The 20,480-nt window shown below is 61.8% G+C and carries 19 protein-coding genes and 2 pseudogenes; 16 read left to right on the top strand and 5 right to left on the bottom strand.

Going from position 1 to position 20,480, the window contains the following annotated elements; genetic code table 11:
* Positions 1–95 precede the first annotated feature (95 nt).
* The 3 genes and pseudogenes from HNP00_RS00100 to HNP00_RS23055 all read left to right on the top strand — a co-directional run.
* Positions 96–908, top strand: coding sequence for a sugar phosphate isomerase/epimerase family protein (locus HNP00_RS00100; RefSeq protein ID WP_184734665.1), 813 nt, complete (start codon positions 96–98; stop codon positions 906–908).
* 181 nt (positions 909–1,089) lie between these two features.
* The gene (locus HNP00_RS00095) at positions 1,090–1,881 is read left to right on the top strand and encodes an SDR family NAD(P)-dependent oxidoreductase (protein ID WP_184734663.1); all 792 of its coding nucleotides are present in this window, start codon (positions 1,090–1,092) and stop codon (positions 1,879–1,881) included.
* Positions 1,882–2,247: 366 nt separating this feature from the next.
* Positions 2,248–2,437: pseudogene (locus tag HNP00_RS23055) on the top strand (ABC transporter permease); the annotation flags it as partial.
* A gap of 482 nt (positions 2,438–2,919) precedes the next feature.
* Here HNP00_RS23055 and HNP00_RS00090 read toward each other — a convergent pair.
* On the bottom strand, positions 2,920–3,402 hold the full coding sequence (locus HNP00_RS00090; protein ID WP_184734661.1) for a helix-turn-helix domain-containing protein: 483 nt from the start codon (positions 3,400–3,402) through the stop codon (positions 2,920–2,922).
* Between the two features lie 127 nt (positions 3,403–3,529).
* Between HNP00_RS00090 and HNP00_RS00085 the strand changes: the two genes are divergently transcribed.
* From HNP00_RS00085 to HNP00_RS00075, 3 genes are read left to right on the top strand one after another with little or no spacing between them, the layout of a single operon-like run.
* The gene (locus HNP00_RS00085; RefSeq protein WP_184734659.1) at positions 3,530–4,246 is read left to right on the top strand and encodes an SDR family oxidoreductase; all 717 of its coding nucleotides are present in this window, start codon (positions 3,530–3,532) and stop codon (positions 4,244–4,246) included.
* 48 nt (positions 4,247–4,294) lie between these two features.
* Complete coding sequence (locus tag HNP00_RS00080) at positions 4,295–4,819, top strand: PaaI family thioesterase (RefSeq protein ID WP_184734657.1); 525 nt, start codon at positions 4,295–4,297, stop codon at positions 4,817–4,819.
* Positions 4,816–5,847 carry a TDT family transporter gene (locus HNP00_RS00075; protein WP_260404694.1) on the top strand — a complete coding sequence of 344 codons (1,032 nt, stop codon included), beginning with the start codon at positions 4,816–4,818 and terminating at the stop codon, positions 5,845–5,847. Before HNP00_RS00080 ends, HNP00_RS00075 begins: the two co-directional genes overlap by 4 nt.
* Before the next feature lie 1,215 nt (positions 5,848–7,062).
* Here the strand turns inward: HNP00_RS00075 and HNP00_RS00070 are convergent.
* The 3 genes from HNP00_RS00070 to HNP00_RS00060 form a co-directional block, all read right to left on the bottom strand.
* Positions 7,063–9,483 carry a TOTE conflict system archaeo-eukaryotic primase domain-containing protein gene (locus HNP00_RS00070; RefSeq protein WP_311770451.1) on the bottom strand — a complete coding sequence of 807 codons (2,421 nt, stop codon included), beginning with the start codon at positions 9,481–9,483 and terminating at the stop codon, positions 7,063–7,065.
* A gap of 94 nt (positions 9,484–9,577) precedes the next feature.
* Positions 9,578–9,883 (bottom strand): helix-turn-helix domain-containing protein, encoded by a 306-nt coding sequence (locus HNP00_RS00065; RefSeq protein ID WP_184734653.1) that lies wholly within the window; start codon positions 9,881–9,883, stop codon positions 9,578–9,580.
* Positions 9,883–10,236, bottom strand: a complete 354-nt coding sequence (locus tag HNP00_RS00060) for a type II toxin-antitoxin system RelE/ParE family toxin (RefSeq protein WP_184734651.1) — start codon at positions 10,234–10,236, stop codon at positions 9,883–9,885. The genes HNP00_RS00065 and HNP00_RS00060 overlap by 1 nt, the downstream gene beginning before the upstream one ends.
* A gap of 988 nt (positions 10,237–11,224) precedes the next feature.
* On the opposite strand from HNP00_RS00060, the gene HNP00_RS00055 reads away from it, so the two are divergent.
* Entirely contained in the window at positions 11,225–12,181 is a 957-nt protein-coding gene (locus tag HNP00_RS00055; RefSeq protein WP_184734649.1) for an NAD(P)-dependent alcohol dehydrogenase, read from the top strand.
* Between the two features lie 313 nt (positions 12,182–12,494).
* On the opposite strand, the pseudogene HNP00_RS00050 reads toward HNP00_RS00055, so the two are convergent.
* Positions 12,495–12,679: pseudogene (locus HNP00_RS00050) on the bottom strand (cold-shock protein).
* Between the two features lie 250 nt (positions 12,680–12,929).
* On the opposite strand from HNP00_RS00050, the gene HNP00_RS00045 reads away from it, so the two are divergent.
* The 9 genes from HNP00_RS00045 to HNP00_RS00005 all read left to right on the top strand — a co-directional run.
* On the top strand, positions 12,930–14,525 hold the full coding sequence (locus HNP00_RS00045) for an ATP-dependent DNA ligase (RefSeq protein ID WP_184734647.1): 1,596 nt from the start codon (positions 12,930–12,932) through the stop codon (positions 14,523–14,525).
* Positions 14,526–14,703: 178 nt separating this feature from the next.
* A complete protein-coding gene (locus HNP00_RS00040; RefSeq protein WP_184734645.1) occupies positions 14,704–14,961 on the top strand; it encodes a hypothetical protein in 258 nt (85 codons plus the stop codon).
* 819 nt (positions 14,962–15,780) lie between these two features.
* A complete protein-coding gene (locus HNP00_RS00035; RefSeq protein WP_184734643.1) occupies positions 15,781–16,413 on the top strand; it encodes a helix-turn-helix transcriptional regulator in 633 nt (210 codons plus the stop codon).
* Complete coding sequence (locus tag HNP00_RS00030; RefSeq protein ID WP_184734641.1) at positions 16,410–16,562, top strand: hypothetical protein; 153 nt, start codon at positions 16,410–16,412, stop codon at positions 16,560–16,562. The genes HNP00_RS00035 and HNP00_RS00030 overlap by 4 nt, the downstream gene beginning before the upstream one ends.
* Complete coding sequence (locus tag HNP00_RS00025; protein WP_311770479.1) at positions 16,528–16,887, top strand: hypothetical protein; 360 nt, start codon at positions 16,528–16,530, stop codon at positions 16,885–16,887. The genes HNP00_RS00030 and HNP00_RS00025 overlap by 35 nt, the downstream gene beginning before the upstream one ends.
* A 592-nt stretch (positions 16,888–17,479) precedes the next feature.
* Complete coding sequence (locus HNP00_RS00020) at positions 17,480–18,478, top strand: NADP-dependent oxidoreductase (protein ID WP_184734637.1); 999 nt, start codon at positions 17,480–17,482, stop codon at positions 18,476–18,478.
* A gap of 46 nt (positions 18,479–18,524) precedes the next feature.
* Positions 18,525–19,391: an alpha/beta fold hydrolase gene (locus tag HNP00_RS00015; RefSeq protein ID WP_184734635.1), complete on the top strand. Its 867-nt coding sequence runs from the start codon at positions 18,525–18,527 to the stop codon at positions 19,389–19,391.
* Positions 19,392–19,420: 29 nt separating this feature from the next.
* Entirely contained in the window at positions 19,421–20,227 is an 807-nt protein-coding gene (locus HNP00_RS00010) for a strictosidine synthase (protein ID WP_184734633.1), read from the top strand.
* An 83-nt stretch (positions 20,228–20,310) separates the two neighbouring features.
* A partial coding sequence (locus tag HNP00_RS00005) for a TetR/AcrR family transcriptional regulator (protein ID WP_184734631.1) occupies positions 20,311–20,480 on the top strand: 170 nt, incomplete at its 3' end.

The raw sequence follows: 20,480 nt of genomic DNA, 5'->3' as shown, positions 1-20,480 counted from the left end.
CAACGGTGCGATCCTTTACGCAGGATCGAAATTCACATTGCGTTATGAATGAAACAAGTTTTCTCCACACGCGCAGTATTGCGAGGATGTTCTGTATGATTATTAATACATTTTCCTATCTTTGGTCAGCTACGGCAATTGATGCGATTGCGGAACTCGCCGACAATGGATATGAGACTTTTGAAGTTCCGATTAGCTCTCCACATTGCTGGCCGGATGAAATATCCGGCTCGGAGCGCTCGGCAATTTATGCAAGACTCAATGAATACGGCGCCAAAATCAGGTCGCTGAATGCCGGTGGATATGACATCAATTTGGCTAGCCCCGGCGCTAATATGCGTCGCAAAAGTATTGAGCACATAAAGTCGGTGATTGACTTGGCAGTAGCCTGGGATGTCCCCGAGGTTGTAATATCCACCGGCACAAGACGCCCCATGATTTCACCATCGCTCGAAAAAACCTATGGGTGGATGTACGAGAGCCTGGAGATTCTGATTCCGGTGGCCAAACAGGCTGGCACACGACTACTTATGGAAAACACTCCATATTGCTTCACTCCTACGATCCAGGACCTGGCAGGCATCGTACATACCGTCAGCGACGATTCACTTAAGATCGTGTACGATGTCGCCAATGCTGCCTACATAGGGGAGGATGCCGTAGCAAGTTTGCTTGAGAATCACGAATCAATTGGACTTGTACATATTTCTGATACGGGCAGGGAAACCTGGGGTCATGATCCAATCGGCACCGGAGTGATCGACTGGGACGGGTTAGGCAAGGCCGTCAAAACAACCTGTGGAGTCAATAACGTTGTTCTTGAGATAATTCGCGAAGAGAACCCCGTGCAAGAATTCAAGAAGGCAATGCAGGATCTCAAAAATCAAGGCTGGGAACTCGGAAATTGACTCAAGCGTGGAGATCGCGGCACATCAGCCGATGGTTTTGAGAAAATAATGGAATCGGGTTTACATTTGCGAATTGAAACGCAAAGCGAGACCTGAGAGGACTGCAGTCCATGATTTTCTGTCATATTTTGGTAGCCAAAAATGATTCCCAAGTGAATCCCTGTCAAAAGGAGTGTGTGCGATGAGAGCTTTGGTCAGTGGCGGAAGTAGCGGCATAGGCGCAGCTACATGCCTGAGACTCGCAGAGGCGGCTCTCGCTCGGGGCGTGCACCCGATGATTGCGGTGTGTGGACACGAATCGAACGCTAGCCAGGAACAAGTTGTTCGTTCAATCCAGTCAATGGGAGGTACCGCCATCGCATTGGCGGGCGACCTCGGTGATCCCGAAGTGCCGAGTCAGCTTATAGGAGCTGCGGTAGCCGAGTTCGGTGGGCTGGACGCGTTGGTGGCGAATGCCGGAATCGCCAGCCCTGGTCCAATATGCGACCTATCCATTGAGGACTGGGACGGCATGTTCTCCGTTAACCTCCGCGGCGCGTGGCTTCTTGCCAAAGCAAGCTACGCACATTTGAGGCATAGCCGCGGTTCCGCTTGTTTTACCTCTTCAATGTCTGGCCAGCTACCACATGCCGGATCAGGCGCTTACAGCCCCAGCAAGGCTGCATTGACGATGCTAGCCCAGACACTCGCACTGGAATGGGCACCTGACGGAATTCGTGTAAATGTGGTATCCCCGGGTATGACTCATACACGGATGACTGAAAAAATGTATGCCGATCCCCAAATTAAGAAAGCGAGGGAAGATATTATTCCGTTGTCAAGAATTGGAGACCCCATGGACATTGCGAACGTAATCGAATTTCTTGTAGGCCCGCTATCGGGCTATGTCACCGGGCAAGACATCTGTGTCGATGGTGGCTTCTCTAAGTCCATTCTTAGCCATATTCCAGGTCGACCTAGCTCTAAATCTTGAAGCCCGACCTGTATCGGTACCCCGGGAAGTGACGTAGCCGTCGCCCGGGAACAGCGGCAGCCCCGCCTCCGCAGCGCTCACCACGCGCGACGCCATACCCAGGCATAGCCCTGCCCCCGCCGTTGCCACGGAGCGAGGGCCTGGCCTAATCCCTTCGTCTTGTATCCCTAGGGTTCCGGGAGAGCTATTAGGACATAGCTGAGCGGACGCCTCGCCGGTGGGTGGCTAGCGGAGGATTGTGCGAATAATTGATCCGTCACCGTCAAGATTAGCGTTCGGCTTTGCCCGTCGATCCGGACCCAAAAGTATGTTGCTTCGCCAACGTCGTCGAGGGTGCCCTGCTCTTGCGCGACCCGTGCCGTTTGAGACAGCGTCCTGTCTGACAGTGCCCGCACCCACGGCCTCTCAGACTGGGCCCGAGTGCGTCAGTTGGTCCGGCCTTCCGCAGGTCATGGCAGGCGTCCGGCAATGCCTTTCAATTGGCCTGATTTTGATGGTCATTTCCGAAATGTTCGCTTCGTCTTCCGGACTCGGATTCGCGATCGTTCAGTTCCAGCCCCGCCCCCGAGAAGGCGCCCGAGAGAAAGCATTCGTCGCACTGATCCTGGACGCACCTGAAGACTTTGTATCGAATGTCTTCGTTGTTACCTCCTTCAGCGAGGCTATAGGGCATGGGGCACTTCGCTGCTGGACGGCGGGTGGGAGGTCAAGCGTGTCATTACGGACCCGGCAGCGCGTGGCCTCGCGCGGCGACTCGGCTAGTGGCGGAACTGGAACGGATCGCAGCTGCGGCTGGCGCCCCAGTCATTCTTCAAACCGGCGGCAACAATCCGGAAGCAGAAGCCCTGTACGAGTAGATCGGCTAGAGATACACAGCGGGCCATTCACCCTACGACACCGCGATACCGTCGTCGGTCTGCTTCGGGAAGATACCTGAGGCTTGATTCCAAGGAATCAAACCGGCGAAAGCCGGGCGCAACGGTGGCCCGGGGACGACGGCGGGATGTACCGCCGTCGTCCCCTGTCGGGTTTCAGAGGTTATTGGCCCGACGTCAGGTCCGTACCGGCCGTTGACACAAGCGGTCCCAGCATCAAGCTTCCTGGCTTGAATTCCTCACCGCATTCCGCACACGACACCAACGGCTTCAGGTCGGCCCCGCAACTGTGCTTGTAGGAGGCGCGGGGTGTCTCGTCGCGCATCCATGTGCTGCTCCACGCCGCGAGTGAAATGAGGATGGGCGCGACTTCGGCTCCGGAATTTGTGAGGTGGTACTCGTAGCGCGGAGGGCGCTCAGAGTACTGGACGCGCTCGATCACGCCACGGCTTTCGAGTGTGCGCAGCCGGCCGGTCAGGATGTCGCGGGACGCGCCCGTATTACGGGCGATCTGGTCGAACCGGTGAACGCCCAGGGACATCTCGCGAAGCGCCAGCAGCGCCCACCGCTCCCCCAACACGTCAAGGCCTGCAGCGATGAAACACGCCCTCGGCCCATCTGCTGCCGCATCGGTCGGCGGATTCATCGTTCACCTCCTTTCGGTACTTTTTCCAAGTATACAGTTAGTTGGAAAATCCAACCGACTCGGATAGCCTGAGACTCTGAGGCCGCAACAACCGCGTCGCCGCCCTATCCGACATCAGGAGAAAACTATGCCAGTGCTATCTGGCTCCGTCGTCCTAGTCACCGGCGCGAACGGAGGACTGGGCCGCGAGCTCGTGGAACAGGCCCTCGCCCGCGGCGCTGCGAAGGTGTATGCGACAGCCCGACGTCCGCGAGAGTGGAACGATCCCCGGGTCGTCCCTCTCACACTCGATGTCACCGACGCTGACTCGATCCGGGCCGCCGTCGCCCAGGCCCAGGACGTCACGGTCCTAATCAACAACGCCGGCATGAGCCTCGCATCGGACACTCTGATGGCACTGTCCGACGAGGAGATCCGCGACGTTATGGAGACCAACTTCTTCGGACCGGTCGCCCTGACGAGGGCATTCGCACCGGTACTCGCCACCAGCTCGACGTCAGCGGTCCTCAACATCCACTCGCCGCTCAGCTGGATCGCACTCACCGGCGCCTACAGCGCATCCAAAGCCGCCCTGTGGTCGGCGACCAACTCCTTCCGCGTGGAACTGGCACCTCAAGGCACCCAGGTGACGGGTGTTCACGTCGGCTACATGGACACAGCCATGGCCAAGGGCGTGAATGCCCCGAAGACCTCCCCCGAGGAAGTCGCATGGAAGTCCTTCGATGGGCTCGAGCAGGGTGATTACGAGGTCATCGTGGACGAGATCAGCGCCGGCGTGAAGCTCGGCCTGTCCGGCCCGATCTCCGATCTGTACCCGGCTTTGCCGGCCAATGCCCCGGCATGACCGCGGCAAACCCTGAAGACCTGCAGAGAACTCAAGGAGGAAACCCCGTTGTCAACCAACGCCCCAGCGGAACGTTCGGAAACCTTCACCTGGATTGATCCGGCAATCGCGCTCGAGCAGCTGCCACGGCTGTCGGGTCTGGACTACTTTTCCGGCCTCCGCGAAGGCAGCATCGCGCCGCCGCCGATCGCTTCCCTGATGAATTTCGATCTCGTCGATGCGAGGCACGGACACGTCGAGTTCCAGTGCCAGCCTGGCGAAGCGCACTACAACCCCCTTGGAATGGTGCACGGCGGCCTGGCCTGCACGCTCCTTGACACGGTGCTCGGCTGCGCAGCCCACACCACCTTGGAAGCCGGGATCGGATACACCTCCATCGACCTGGCGGTCAAGTATCTGCGGCCCATCACACTCCAGAAGGGCGCACTTCGCGCAGAGGGATCAGTCGTGAAAACCGGCTCGCGCGTGATTTTCACCGAAGGCCGCCTCTGCACCGCCGACGGAGAACTCCTCGCCACCGCGACGAGCACGCTGCTCATCTTCACGCACCAACCAAGCTCTCTGACGAGATGACTGATACTGGCACCGCCGCTGCGCTGACGCCGGCCCCTCAGGTCCGCGCCTTGCCCTCGGCCACCCTGTCGGGAATGCCTGCGTTGAGCCGCTTCGGCATTCCCTTGGGGCTTGCCGGTCTTGGCGGCGGCTGGTCCGCCGCGAGGAGCTCTCTCGGATCCCCGATGTGGCCGGAGGAAATCTTTTACGGGGCAGCCAGCGCTCTGTGGCTGATTCTGACCGCCGTCTACGTTTTTCGGGGCCTTCGCCGTAAAGGAACATTCCGGGCCGACCTGAGACACGAAGTGGCGGGGCCCTTTGCGTCCTTCATCCCCCTAGCGGGGATCCTGCTTTCGTCGCACTACAGCCAGTATCTGCCGCCATGGGGCGCCTGGCCGTGTATGGCTTTCATTGCAGGCCTTGCCGTCGTCGCTGCCCAGCTCCTCGCGCACTGGGTCACCGGCGGGGTATCCATGCAATCCGTCCATCCCGGCTACCTGCTGCCCGTCTCGGCCGGGGCCTTCGTTGCCAGCATCGGGTTCTCAAGCATCCACGCCCATAATGCGGCCGTGGCCGCGTTTGGCGCTGGCGTGTTCTTCTGGCTGGTTATAGGAACTGTCGTCACCGTCCGCCTGATGACCGGCGGCGAGGTGCTGCCGGCCGCCAAGGTCGGACTGTCCGCCTATCTGGCTGCGCCAGCAACGGCCAATATCGCGTGGATGGTGTCACATCCAGGCCCTGTGGGGACAATCCAGCTCGGACTGACAGGCGTACTCTTTATCATGGTGCTGATGCAGATCATGCTCCTCCCCGAGTACCGCAAACTTCCCTTCACGCAAATGTTTTGGGTATTCACTTTTCCCGTGGGTGCAACCACGAACTATGCCATCCGCTGGCTGGCGACAACCGATCTCCCCGGCCGGGAGATCTACGCCTGGACGATTCTCGGCCTCGCGACAGCCTTCACCCTGGTCATCGCCGCTCGGACCATATCAGCACCCGTCGCCCCGAAACAGCGGGACGAGCCGGGCACGGAAAACAGAAGCTGAAACTGCTGCCTGCAACCAGCTTTTGAAACAGGGGAACGTCGTGGAAAGATTTCGGGCGGCCGCAGATTTGCTGTTGCCGTCAACTTCGTGGCGGTTAGTCGCCCGGGACGGGAAATGACGGAAGCTCGGCGTGTGCTCTGCGCCTGGTCGCGTTGGGGAACCTCTTCGATCACGCCGGCGTATGCCCGATCTGCCACCCCAGACCTCCTCCAAAGGGCGACGCCGGACACATGGGTGATCGTCCGGCTAGGGCACACCCAAACCCGAAGCAGTTCTACGTCCCTATCCGGACATGCGGGGCCGCGGCAGTGCGCGTCAAGGAATTCCGCGGACGTTTGTCGTCAGGCTGATTGAGGATGCGAGTATGCCGTCCAGTCATCGCCGCAATGTGATGAGTGTGATGGCAGGCTGGGTATGTCGTCGAAGTTGCATGTGTCAAGCGGCAGCCCCGGCAACGCCATAAGGCAGACGTAAGTGTTGACACTGTCAGCAGCCTCTTTGGCACGACAAACAGCAGCCCGGCTGCGCTCCTTGGTCATGCTGTGCCCGAGGTGGGACTCGAACCGCATTCTTTTCCTTGATGTTCCGTCCCTCCCCCGAAAACATACCCAATACGAGCCAGTCCGGCCGATATACGGCCCAGTCCGACACCCGAGGTGTGTACGTTGAACACACCTTCCTTTTGTGCCCTCGCAGCTTTTTGCCGAGCCGAACGGGGGCACAACGCAGTTGCCGGTAGTTCCGCGGGAACACCACGCAGCCCGGCGGGCGCGGCGGTCCGGACACATTTCATCGGTAGATCACCTCCTTCACGCATCAATGGTTCCAACAACGAACCACCGCATGACGGGTGCTCTTTCTGGCTTGGAACGACCTCGAAGCGGTAGACATGCCGGTCCTGAAACCAGGTTTTCGGGTCTCATACTGGTTTGGTCGGTGGCGATGGCGGAGTCCAGTAGGTTTCAGAAATGCGGTTCAGGTGCATCTGGATCCACGCACTGGGCGAGGTTTCGGGTCCGGCAAAGGCGCGCGCCACCATGTGTGACAGCACCTGCGGTCGTAGGCAGGACGGAAGCCTCGTTGGCCCGTCGGGTTCGGGTTTGTGCATCCGCGCGGCCAGCCGTCCTCACCACGCCTTGGCCAGCTCGGAGGGTCGGCTATCGGCCATTGCTCTGCACTGTTTGTACTGACGGTGTCTTTCACGCGAGGAGTGCTTTAGCGAGACGACATCTTGCGGGGATCAGGGAACCCTAAAGAGACATATCCGGTGGCCCGCTTGTGCAACGACGCCGCCAGCACTGGTGTGAGCTCGTCATGATAGTCGTGAACTGTTGCCAGCGCCTTGTCAGGGTATGGTCTCGTGATGCGGCCGGCGTATTGGACCAGCCGGCCCTTGAAGGAGATGGGCGCCGCGAGGAACAATGTGTCGAGCTTGGGACAGTCAAAACCCTCGCCTATGTAGGAACCGGTGCCAAGTACCAGCAATGGTTCCTTGTCATCGATCGCGGCAAGTCGTTCGACGGCGGCCTGTCGCTCCTTTCCTTTCATCGCACCGGAAAAGACCACTGGCTCCAGTCCGGCCGACTCGAACCGTGACTTGAATGCCTCCAGATGAGCCTTCCACGTCGTCAACAAGAGGATCCGCGAGTTGCGCTCATAGGCTGCGATGACATCGTCGCAAATCTGCACGAGCCGGTGTTCGTTGGCAACCAAATTTTTGTAGATCGCTGAGATCCCTCCAGGTTCCCTGGGGTCCGCATCGCCGTCGTAGATGTATTTGGTGCGGTGCAACTCGAGGGCGAGCTGCGGAGCAGGAATTTCCCTTGCATGTCGCGGCAGTTGTTGCGGAACCGGCGGCGAGACCGTGTGGACGACCTGGCCAAGCTGGTGGTACATCAAGGCATGTAAATTGTCCCGCCGGTATGGTGTCGCGGTCAGGCCTAACCAATGCTTAGCGGGGATCTGATTCATCACGTGACCGAACGCTGCGGCGGCGACGTGGTGGCACTCGTCAGCAATGACAAGTCCGTAGCCGGCCGTCAGCTCCGCCACGTTGTCCCGCCGCGCCAGCGTTGGCAACAGTACGACGTCGATTCGTCCCGTTGTCCTTGCGCGCCCACCACCTATCTGGCCACACTTCTCGTCCAGGAATTCACGTACACGGGCCCGCCATTGATCAGCCAAGGCCTTGCGGTCAACCAAGATGAGCGTGGAAACGCCACGACGCGCTATCGCTGCACACGCAATGACGGTCTTACCAGTGCCGGGCGGAGCCACCAAGATCCCCTGCTCCAAGGAAGCGACCACATCGACAGCAGCCTGCTGTTCCGGACGAAGGCCGGCCGTGAACCTGAAATCATGCTTCGTTCCGGCCACGCGCTCGTCTTCGACGCGCAGGACACTGCCGGCCGATTGAACAAGCTGCTGGAGCAGGGGGAACAGTCCGCGCCGCAAAATGAGGTCGCCTTCCAGTGTCTCGTCGTAGCTGCGCAGAAAGCGCGGAATGTTCCACGTCGAGCGACGCTGGCGCTGACGCTCATAGAAATCGGGGTTCTGCATTGAGGCGGCATGCTTGACCGCCGAGATCATGGCGGGGCCGAGGTCCGCTGATTTGATGGTCATGCGCGAGGCGAAGGTGGCCCCTACAACGAGCGCGGGCCGCGGCACAATCTTCGACGACGCAGGCAGTTCGAGGCGGCGGACGTCTTGCCCCAATCTGAGGGGAGGCAATTTGCGGACCAGGTCAGCGGTCTCGCGCTCCGAGAGCCGGTCCAGGGACGACAGGTATGCCCACTGGTCCTCAAACGGTTCAAGGGTCGTGGTATCCAGAAACAACGTGGTTCCATCCTGCCGCCGTTTCCCATTCAGTGGCGCGGCGATCAGGTTGCCCAAGCCTTTGCCGGAATGCGCATCTTGGGATGGGAAGAGCCTGTCATAGCTGGACAAGCTCATGCTCCCTCGCAGGCCCATGGCTTCCTGGATGAGGCCGGTGCCTAGTTGGCGGGCGATCCTTGCCGAGACGGCGGTTCTGAAGAAGATCCATACATGGGCGCCGCGACCGGACTGGGACACTTCAAGCGCTGCCGGAATGCCACGAAAGCGTGCAGCCTTGACGTAGGCCAACGCGTCCAGCATCGCGGCACTTCCGTCGAAATCCGCTGCAACCCACCAACACGTGTCGGACCGGGTCAAGGGATACAGGCCAATGTGCTGCAGGCCGCGCAGGTGGTCGGCGACGACCATGGGCGTGAGCGGCAGGAAGTTGGTCCCGGCCAAGTTCGTAGTTTTGCGCCACCCGCCGGCGACGGCGGGGACCCAACCCGAACGCCCATCTCTCGAGTTTTCCCATCTGCGAGCATAGACATCGCTCCGGGCGCGGAACAACTCCTGGAACAGACGAACCTTCGCCTCCGGGGGCGAATCCATCGTCACCGGGCCAACAGGAGTGGCTGCCGAAATGACAGGCTGGTCCGGGCGAGCTGCTTTGGATTCGGACTCGGTGAGGTCCACCAGCTTCCGCAACCGGGCGTTCTCAAATCGAAGCTCTTCAAGTTCGCGGGTCAGAGCGTGGTTCACTCCGCCTGAAAGACCCGGCAGAGCCGTCTGTTCCGTACCCGCAAATGTATCCTCGCTCACAGCCTCCATTGTGATCGGGAAAGCACCACAACCGAAACTCAGCCCAAAAGGTCACCACACTCCGAGATGCCTACGCATCTGGGCTTGGACAGCGTCAGGCGATTTGGATTCGTTCGTCGCCGAGTTCAACCTCGATCCGAAGCCGGCCACCGACTGCCTCGACGTACTTCCGCAACGTATCGACCTGGGCGCGGTCGATGTCACCATGCTCGATCCGGGACACCCTGTTCTGACTCACATGTAACCGACCGGCCAACTCGACCTGGGTCAGGTCGGAAGCTTCACGGAGTTCACGAAGACGGTACGCCCTGACCTCATCGAGCATGCGCTTCTTGTTCGCCTCCACTGCTGCCCGGTCGACCGGACGCTTGGCCAGCATCTCCTCAAGGTTCATCGCCATCACTGCTCTCCTTTCAGCTTCCTCAGATGGTCATCGAAGAGGTCATCCGCCAAGGGAATATTCGTCTTGTACCACTTGGTCCAGTTCCCTGCCTTGTCCCCCGCAACCAGCAAAATCGCCCGACGCACCGGGTCAAAAGCAAACAACACCCGCAACTCCGACCGACCACTCGATCCGGGACGCAACTCCTTCATGTTCTTATGCCGCGAACCGGCTACCGTATCCACAATCGGGCGCCCCAGCTGGGGACCACGCTCGGCCAAAAGCTCAAGAGCCGCAACAACCTGTTCATACGAGGCCTGATCCAACGCGGACAACCATGACTCCACAAGGTCCACATCTACATCCCACATCAACTCAAGAATACAACGTAGAAGTTATACAACTCAAGAGTTGTAGGCCGAGAGCTGCTTGGCTGCCACGAGTTCCGGGCGGCGCCGAAGGCGCAATCAGCCCATCTTTTGGCGGCCTGTGATTCCCGAAAATCAGCCCCTCGAATTCTCCTCACCCACCGGGGCAAAGAAGTCGCCACCGATTTTCATCGGGTCATGTCGCCCGGCGTCGCAATCCCCATGAAGAAGTACGGGCACAGAAGCACCGCCAACAAAGACGGGAAGGACACGGCAATGCGTAAGACACGATCCGCAGAAACAAAATCCGGCGCTCGTTGCTCACAAGTCATGTCACCCGGACTGTCTACCGCCATGAAAGACCAAGAGCCAACAAAACCAGATCCCCAACAGAGTAAGGAGAGAGCCGGAGACAGGTAGAACGCCCCGGCGCGGACACCGAAAAAATACCATTCGTCCCACACTCAGAGGCCCAAAAAGGGCCCCTGAGCTGGGAAAACGTGCCCAAGGTGGGACTCGAATTGCTTTCCAGACCCCGAGAACCCGCCACTCCCCCGAAAACATAGCCAATCCGGCTCAGTCCGGCCGATGTTCGGCCCAGTCCGAGGGCCCAAGTGTGGACAGTGTCCACACTCTCTTTTTTGCTTGCAGGGACAAGCGAGTGCCTCTGTCCGAGACCAATCGCGACAGGTGCGGGTGCGGACTTCGCCGGGGCGTGATTCTCGTGCACGAATCCAGAATCCACGTACCCTGCACCTCCCGTTACCGTAAACCCGCGTTTTCCCAGGAGCTGGGGTGCCCTCAGAATTATCGTCGTCGACGATGCAGTTGAGCCTGGCGTAGTGAATGTGAGCTAAGTGAGGGGATATCCGTGATACTGAAAATCTGGGTCCCAACGACGGACTAACCCGAGGGACCGGAATCGCTTGCGATTGAGAGCGGGCCCGGTGCGCCGAGACGACAGGATCGAGCCAGACCTGATGGAGGAGACGTGAAGGCAGTCGTGTACGAGCGATATGGGCGCCCTGACGTATTGCGGGTCGAGGACGTCCCGACCCCGACGCCCGCCGCCGGGCAAGTCTTGGTGGAGGTCGCGGCAACGTCGATCAACCTCAGCGACTGGGAGTGCCTTCGTGGCTCGCCCTTCTACGCGCGCCTGGGTGGGTTGCGCGCGCCGGCGCGCCCAACGCTTGGCTCGGACATCGCGGGCCGGGTCGAGGCCGTGGGCACTGGGGTGACTCGATTCCAGCCAGGCGACGAGGTCTACGGCGACAACCTCCGGCTCAAGGGCGGCTTCGCCCAGTACGCGGTCGCACACGAGTCTGCCCTCGGCCTCAAGCCCGCCGAGCTGACGCTCGCCGAGGCATCGGCGATTCCGCAGGCCGGCGCGATCGCGCTGCAAGGCACGGCGGGCGCCGCGAACGGTCATCGGGTTCTGATCAACGGTGGGGGCGGAGGCTCGGGTTCATTCGCCATCCAGCTGGCCAAAGCACTCGGTGCGCACGTCACCGGTGTCGACAACGGTGGCAAGCTCGAGTTCATGCGATCGCTCGGCGCCGACGAGGTGATCGATTACCGCCGCGACGACTTCACCCGCGATCACGCGCCCTACGACCTCATCTTGGACCTCGTCGCTCATCGGTCCGTGTTCGCCTATCATCGAGCACTCGCCCGGGGCGGCCGGTACCGGTGCGTGGGCGGGTCTGTTCCGGCACTGCTGAGCGTCCTCACGATCGGCGCGGCCGCCGGGCTGGTCACGGGCCGACGGCTCGGTGTGCTGGCCGTCAAGGAGGGTCCACGCTACTTCGAGCCGCTGACCGAAATGTGCGTCGCCGGCAATGTCAGCATCCACATCGACCGCACTTTCGGGCTTGACGAGGTGCCCCAAGCCCTCGCGTACGTCGGTGAAGGACACGCCCTCGGCAAGGTCGTTGTCACCTCGCGCTGACCGACACAGGCCCGGCAGCGCCGCGCTGGCCTCCTTCTCCTACACCGGCAACGACGTCGGCAGCCTCGCCGCCTCGACCATGCCCCGGGATCACCGGCCCGAACGAGGCCTACGCCTACACCGGCCACGACCGGCTCTCCGGCGTCAACGCCGGCACCTACACCTGCGACTCGGCAGGGAACCCCACAGCCCTGCCCAATGGGGCAATCCTCGCCGCCAGGCGCTGCCAGCCAGCCCGCCCGCTACACAATCGGCAGGACCGCGAAAAGAACTGGGGATTGGCGATCTGCCCCACCTCGCGAAACGCGTCAGCTTACGAAACGCGAAAGTTCTGCGCCTGCGGTCCCTTTTGGCCCCGTTCAATGTCGAAGGTAACCTTTGGCCCTCCTCCAGGGCGCGGTATCCGCCGCGGGTGATGGCGGAGTAGTGCGCGAACACGTCTGCGCTACCGTCATCGTTGGCGATAAAGCCGTAGCCCTTTTCGGCGTTGAAGCATATGTCTGCTCGAAGCGGCCGGCAACGATGGACTGACAGTCACCTGGCCCCAGCGAGGCCGTCGGCGACTGATGCCGTTCCGTCTGGGTGTCGCTCGACGTCGGCTGCCCTGTGAGGCCGTTGGCTGCTGCTCGAGGCTTGGCGGTAGCTGTTCACCGTGATCTGCAGCGCGCGGCCCGATTCGCCTGCGTGGTCAGCGGCCGCGATCAGCGTCGCGGCTGTCCATAGACAGCGACCGTGACAGACTGGTGCCATGCTGCTCGATGAGCTCGCGAGGACCTCGGAAGCCGTCGCGGCCACCCGCTCCCGGGTCGCCAAGGTCAACGAACTGGCAGGCCTGCTGCTCCGGCTCGACCCCGTGGACATCCCGACGGCGGTCGGCTTGCTCACCGCCAAGCCTCGCCAGGGCCGAGTCGGGGTCGGCTGGGGCGGCATGAGGGCGGCCAAAGGCGAGCCCGCTCCAGAGCCGAATCTCACTATCGCCCACCTCGACGTTGCGTTGGACCGGCTGCTGGCAGCCGCGGGCGCTGGCTCGACCGTGGAACGCGCCGCCACCCTTCGGACTCTGATGGCGGAAGCCACAGAACGAGAGCAGGCCTTCATCGCCGGCGTGCTGCTCGGAGAACTTCGTACCGGTGCACTCGAAGGCGTACTGACGGATGCGGTTGCGCGCGCCGCCGGCCGGCCGGTCGAGGCCGTTCGCCGCGCAGCGATGCTCTCCGGAGATCTCGGCGGGACCGCCCTGCTGGCGATCACCGGCACCGCGGCCCAGCTTGACGCCGTCGGCCTCGTCGTCGGGCGTCCCGTGCAGCCCATGCTCGCCGCAACCGCGGCCAGTGCCGGCGAGGCGCTGGAGGCGACGGGGGAAGCGTCGGTGGAATACAAGCTCGACGGCGCACGCATCCAGGTGCACCGTGCCGGCGACGACGTGCACATCTACACCCGCACCCTGGCCGAAGTGACCCATCGGCTGCCTGAGGTGGTGGAGGTGGTGCGCGGACTGCCCGTGCGCGATGTGATCCTCGACGGCGAGACCCTAGCCCTCGACGAGGACGGCGGGCCCCGGCCGTTCCAGGAGACCATGTCCCGGTTCGGGTCGAACGCTGCGCGCACCACGCTGCTGCATCCGTGGTTTTTCGACGTGCTGCACGTCGACGGGCGCGACCTGCTCGACGAGCCGCTGGCCACACGCATCGGCGTGCTCGAGCGGATCGCCCCCGGTCACCGCATCCCGGGGAAAATCACTGCGGATGCGGCGGTCGCCGAGAGCGTGTCGCGCGATGCGCTGGCCGCCGGCCATGAGGGTGTGGTCGTGAAGGCGCTGGGCTCGGCCTACGCCGCAGGGCGGCGGGGTTCGAACTGGATCAAGGTGAAGCCGGTGCTCACCTACGATCTGGTGGTGCTCGCCTGCGAATGGGGGTCAGGACGGCGCGCCGGGCTGCTGTCGAACCTGCACCTCGGAGCCCTGGACCCTGTTGGCGAGTTCGGCGAACCCGGCGGTTACGTGATGGTGGGTAAGACTTTCAAGGGCCTCACCGACACGCTGCTGCAGTGGCAGACTGAAAAGTTCCAGGAGTTGGAGGTGCGGCGAACGGCGGGCACGGTGTGGACCGAGCCGGTCACCGTGGTCGAGATCGCCATCGACGGCGTCCAGCACTCTCACCGCTATCCGGGTGGAATCGCCCTTCGGTTCGCGCGCGTCAAGCGCTACCGTGACGACAAGACTGCCGCGGAGGCCGACACCATCCAGACGTTGCGCGCTCTGCTCCGTACACCAGGGGGCAGAAACGTATCGCCCGCGCCGGCGGAGCCAGATTCCGGAAGAGACGCCCCACTCCCGCAAAATTGATGGTTTGGCGTTTTCCGTGCAACCCTGCACGAGCTTCAGATCCTAGCAGCGGCCAGGTCTCGATGAGCGACGGGGAAATCACTTTCGACAGGGTGTACATATGAAAGTTGACCGGACCCAACTTGGAGATCTGACAATTTGGCAGGCTCGTGCCAAACGGAGCTGCGGCTAGCCAGAAATGAGCGAGACAGATGATCATTCCTCATCGATGCCGGATGTCCAGGCGTCATTCTCCACTTCCATGAACCAGCTCAAGGCCACGAACCAGGACTGCGACAAGCTCGCGTTGGCCGATGAGCTCGCCCAGATTCGAAGTGCCGGCCATCTGGCATCGGCGGAAACGCTCAACTCTTTCTTCATCACGTACAAGGCCGCGCTCAAGCTGAACGGGTACCGGTTCACCGGCACCGGCGCTGCGGAAGTGGAGCAACCATGAACAGCTGTAGACAGAACGATTCCCGGGTACGGAGATGAAAGCCGGCGGGCATCATGGGCTGCACGGTGGGACCGTCTATGGACCTTCGGCGGCACCAGTTTTCCACCGACTGGGCACAAGTCACGGCGCCTTCCGCAGGGCCAACCATGATTACGCAGAACAGCCAACCAGAAGCCGAGCAGCAGGAGGAAGCTCATGAACACCCAACGATGCGGCAAGGAAACCTCCACCGAACTTTCCCCAAGTCATGTCGCTGAGGCCATAAACATCCATGAACAGGTAACGAACAACAAACGGTCGATCAGCGAAGCAAGCCAGGAGGCAGCCGTACACCAATGAAAAAGGGCCCGAAGCTGCGAAAACGTGCCCGAGGTGGGACTCGAACCGCATTCCCGTCCCCGTAAATCCGCCGCTCTCCCGAAAGCATCCCCAATACGAGCCAGTCCGGCCGATGTACGGCCCCGTCCGACGCCCCAAGGTGTGTACGTTGTACACGCCTCTTTTGTGCCCACTTTGCTGCACGATCCGAACGGTAGCGGCACCTGCCGAGGCGCGGCAATTCTGCATCGCACCCAGGCTGAATCTGGTCCTGATGGCTAGGCGGCAACGCTCGAGCGTGGCCAATCGCGGCGGCGCGCGGGAGCCTGCAGCAGCCCAAACGAACGGCCTTGAATTCGATAGATCCATGGCGCGGTCTTTCCTCCTCTCAAACGTCTCATGGCCTGGCGGGCGGGAACCGGATGACCACACACTAACCGGGGCGGCAGGAACAGTCAGCAGCAGCGAGTGATACCGTTCGGTGACATAATGGAATCAATCATGGGAGGACACTTGGCAGATGCAAACAGCATCGACACCGCCGGGGCCGCCGGCGCCGTCATCCGTTCCCGTCGAAAGGAACAAGGACTTTCGCAACAGGCCCTGGCCGATGCGGCCAAGGTCTCACGCAAGTTCGTCGTCGACCTTGAGGCCGGTCACGAACGCGCCGAACTCGGAAAGACCATCGCGGTCCTCCATGCCCTGGGACTGTCCCTGGCAGCCGCCGAATCGATTCCCTGCGGCACGGACTATGATCCGGCACGGCGGGACTACGGAGCAACCTTCACCCAACTCATCGAAACGCGGGACTTCGAGTTCGCCATCAAGATGCTCGCCGACTACGCCACCGCATCCCTCAAAGCAGGAAGGCCCCTCCTTCAGCGCAGCCCCCGACTCAAGGAACCCCACTGGTCCGCCGCCCTGGCAGGCATCACCGCCTACACCGCCCACCGACTAGGACAACCCACCCCGCTCTGGACCAGACGCATCAAACCCCTCCCCCAAGCATGGCTGCCGGCAGAGTCATACCGCACCGTCCGGGAACCGATGAAGAAACTCACCATGAACGAAACACCGCCGGAACTGGCCGCGATGAACGTCTTCATCCGCGAACGCAGCCTGGCCACCGCATGAGCGGCGGAGAACTCACCGCCCAACAAATCCGCGCCCTCCTCAAGGAACTCGCCCGGCGCTTGAAAGACCGCGGCGTCCACGGCGACATCAAACTCGTCCGGGGGCGCCGCCCTCATCCTGCAAGGAATCGGCAACCGCCCAACCGCTGACATCGACGCCAGCTACGCCGACCCAGCCACGGTCAACGCCGTCGTCACCGAGATGGCAGCAGAGTACGACCTCGCACCGGACTGGCTCAACGCCAACGCCTCAGCCTACGTCCCGGAGAACGCCATTTGGGTCGACCTCGAACACCTCGACTGGCTCACCGTCCGGGCCGCCGACATCGAAACTCTCCTGACCATGAAAATCGCTGCCGAACGGCACAAAGATACTCTCGACATCGCCCGGCTCCTGCGCAAACTCAACATCACCAAGCCGACGACGCCGTCAACCTCGCCTACGAAAAATACGGCGACCACTCCATCCCGCTAGCAGCAGGCCGGGAGAACTACCTCATCGTCGTCGACGACGCCCTCGACGCAGCCACCACCCTTGAACCCGACGAATAGTTTCCCAGACCAGCCTTCCAGAACGCGCCTCAACCTGGCCCCGCGTTGGAGCCCCACAACAGACATCGAGACGAGCAATCGCCCGAGCCTATTTCCCGGGCGGAATCCTTCTGCCAAGAAGACACCCCTGGCACAACCCGTGCAGAGAGCTGTACTGAGACCTTCTCGGCCAGCATGCTCTTCCCGACTCCCGGAGGAGTGTGTATCGGTCCGGTGATCTGCTCGTAAACGAGCGAATCCTCGCACCGCCACCCCCGGCCTGGCCGAACTCGACCTTCGGGCAAACCCAGGGATCGCTGTATCGGTAGGGCGGCGGCGAGCGCGACGTCGTAGATGGACATGCGGTACGGCCGCTGCCGGGTGACCGCGTTGCCCTGGGTCGTCAACCCCTCTCGTCCCGCGGTGCATAGGCACGACCAGTGACAGCGGCAACGATCGCCGAACCACCCGTTGACAATTAATTGAGTTGAGTCATAATTGAGTAGACTCATTTATTGCGGAAGGAACACCACGCCATGCGAGCGTTCGTCGTCACCAAGTACAAGGAGCCGCTGCGCGAAGCGGAGGTTGCTGAGCCGACCGTCGGCGAAGGGGACGTGCTCGTGCAGGTTCAAGCGGCAGGCCTGAACCAGTTGGACGAGAAGATCCGGCTGGGCGAGTTCAAGCAAATCCTCCCCTACAAGCTCCAGCTGATCCTCGGCAATGACGTGGCCGGCACCGTCCTGCAGGTCGGGTCTAAGGTGCGCGGGTTCAAGCCCGGTGATGAGGTTTACGGCCGCCCCGATAAGGACCGCATCGGCACGTTCGCCGAGCGCATCGCCGTCGCCGAGGATGACCTTGCGTTGAAGCCTGCATCGGCCAGCATGGAGGAGGCCGGCTCGCTGCCGCTGGTGGCGCTGACCGCATGGCAGGCCCTCGTTGAGCACGGCAACGTGCGTCCCGGACAGAAGGTTCTCATTCATGCGGGAGCCGGTGGGGTCGGCTCTATCGCCGTCCAGCTCGCCAAGCACCTCGGCGCGACCGTTGCAACCACCGCGAGCGGCTCGAACGCCGGCTTCGTGCGCGACCTCGGAGCGGACGTGGTGATCGACTACCGCACCCAGGACTTCGAGCAACTCCTCAGCGGCTACGACCTCGTGCTCGACAGCCTCGGCGGGGAGAACCTTGAGAAGTCACTGCGCATCCTCAAACCCGGTGGCAAGACCATCGGTATCTCCGGACCGCCGGATCCGGCGTTCGCCCGCGAAGCCGGACTGAATCCTGCGCTTCGCCTGGCAATCACTGTACTCAGCACTAAGATTCGCCGGCACGCCAGGAAGCTCGGCGTCAGCTATGAGTTCCTCTTCATGCGCGCCAGCGGCGACCAACTGCGCCAGATCGCATCGCTGGTCGACGACGGCGTGCTGCGCCCCATCGTAGGGAAGGTCTTCAGCTTCGACCAGACCCCAGAGGCGCTGCAGTACCTGACCGAGGGCGGCATCCGCGGCAAAGCAGTGGTCGCCCTGAGCAACTGAACCGCCACCTTTTCCACTTCACGAACCACGCAGGAGAACAACCGTCATGGACAACACCGGCACCCCGCACGACTCTGTCGTTACCTCGTACGCGATAGCACCTACCAAAGCCATCACAGCCGAAGGTGTCACCTACGCCTACCGGGAGCTGGGGCCCAAGGGCGGCATCCCCGTCGTGTTCTTCGTGCACCTGGCAGCCACCCTTGATAACTGGGATCCCCGCATCATCGACCCCGTCGCGAAGAACCGCCACGTCATCACCTTCGACCAGCCCGGCGTCGGCGCTTCCACCGGACAGGTCCCCGACAGTATCGAGACAATGGCCGACGACGCCTACACCTTCATCAAGGCCCTCGGGTTCGACAAAATCGACGTCTTCTCCTTCTCACTCGGCGGCATGATCGCCCAGGACCTTGCCCTCAAGCATCCCACCCTTGTCCGCAAGCTTGTCCTGACCGGAACCGGCCCGCGAGGAGGCAAGGACATCGAGAAGGTCGTCGGCACCACCTACTGGGACATCCTCCGTACAACCCTGACACGGTCGGACCCCAAGGAATTCCTGTTCTTCAACCGCAACAACACCGGCAAACCCGCCGCGAAAGCGTTCATCAGGCGCCTTCAGGAGCGAACCGACGACCGTGACCAGCCGATCAGCACCCGTGCATTCCAGACGCAACTGAAGGCAATCCAGAAGTTCGGCCGCTCCGCCCCATCGGACCTGTCCACGCTCACGCACCCCACACTCATCGCCAACGGCGACAACGACCGCATGGTGCCATCGACCCTCTCCGAGGACCTGCATCGGCGCATCAAGGGGTCTGAACTGATCATCTACCCCGACTCCGGCCACGGCGGCATCTTCCAATTCCACGCCAAGTTCGCTCCCAGGGCCGTCGAGTTCCTGACCAACTAACCAGCACACACACCAAGAACGACGCCACCATGAGAACCTCACCGCCCAACGCGCAACCCGACGTGAAGAAGCACTTCAGCTCCTCCATCCTGCTGTGGGTGCGCACTGACCAGCCCCGCCAAACCGGCATGGACTACTGGAAGGGGCCGCACTCCGGCATCATCGCAGCCACCCCGGGCCTGGCGGAATACCGGCAGATCCACCTCGCCGAACACAACCCCGGCCGGTGGCCCGCAACCAGCGGGGTGGAGACCATCATTCCCGTGGATCGGAAGATCGACGGCGTCGCGGAAGTCACCTTCCAATCCGTGCTCTCCCCGCTGCAGGGGCGCAGGCAGACCGCGCTGGCATACAGGGACGAGATCAACGTGTTCCGCCGCACGCTCCTCTACGCCGGCCCGCCGAACTCTTCCCGCTGGTACGACGTCGCCAGCCGGGCAGAGACAGTGGGCTCACGCTCCATCATCTACCTCCGCCGTCGCGACGTTGTTCACGCCGGCGAATTTCGCAAGTTCGTTAACAATCAACTCGGTCCTGCCCTCTCGAATACCAGCGTGATGAAGGAACTGCGCACGCAGACGTTCCTGCCGTGGAACGAGAAACTATGGGACACCCCTAACGTTGCCCACGACAACCCCGATGACCAACGATTCCATGCCTCGGTCATCCTGGGGTTCGCCGACACCGCGGCCCGCGACGCCTTCTTCACCAGTACCACGGTCGAGATCCTTTCCCGCCAGCTGACTGCGCTGGCCTCTGCGATCCACGCCTACGACGTCGACGCCGCCCTCACCTATGTCAGGCACGGACACGCCCTCCCCCATTACGAAGAGTAGGCACGTGGCGTAAAGGACTCCGGGTTGGCCTCGGGGATATAGTCATAATTGAGTCCAGTCAGTTTGTTTCGGGAGGAACCGTCATGTCTGTCGCGTCCCAGCCGCTCGGACGGCGCGAGCGAAATAAGCAGCAGAAGCTCGATCGCATCACTGCCGCAGCCAGCGAGCTGTTCGCTGAACACGGAGTCGAGGATGTCACGACGCAGCAGATCGCCGACAAGGCCGACATCGGCACCGGGACCCTGTTCCTCTA

This window comes from Arthrobacter sp. AZCC_0090 (genome assembly GCF_014207375.1).
Lineage (GTDB): Bacteria > Actinomycetota > Actinomycetes > Actinomycetales > Micrococcaceae > Arthrobacter.
Note: the sequence above shows the minus strand (reverse complement) of the source record. Positions and strands in the feature narration are given on the sequence as shown.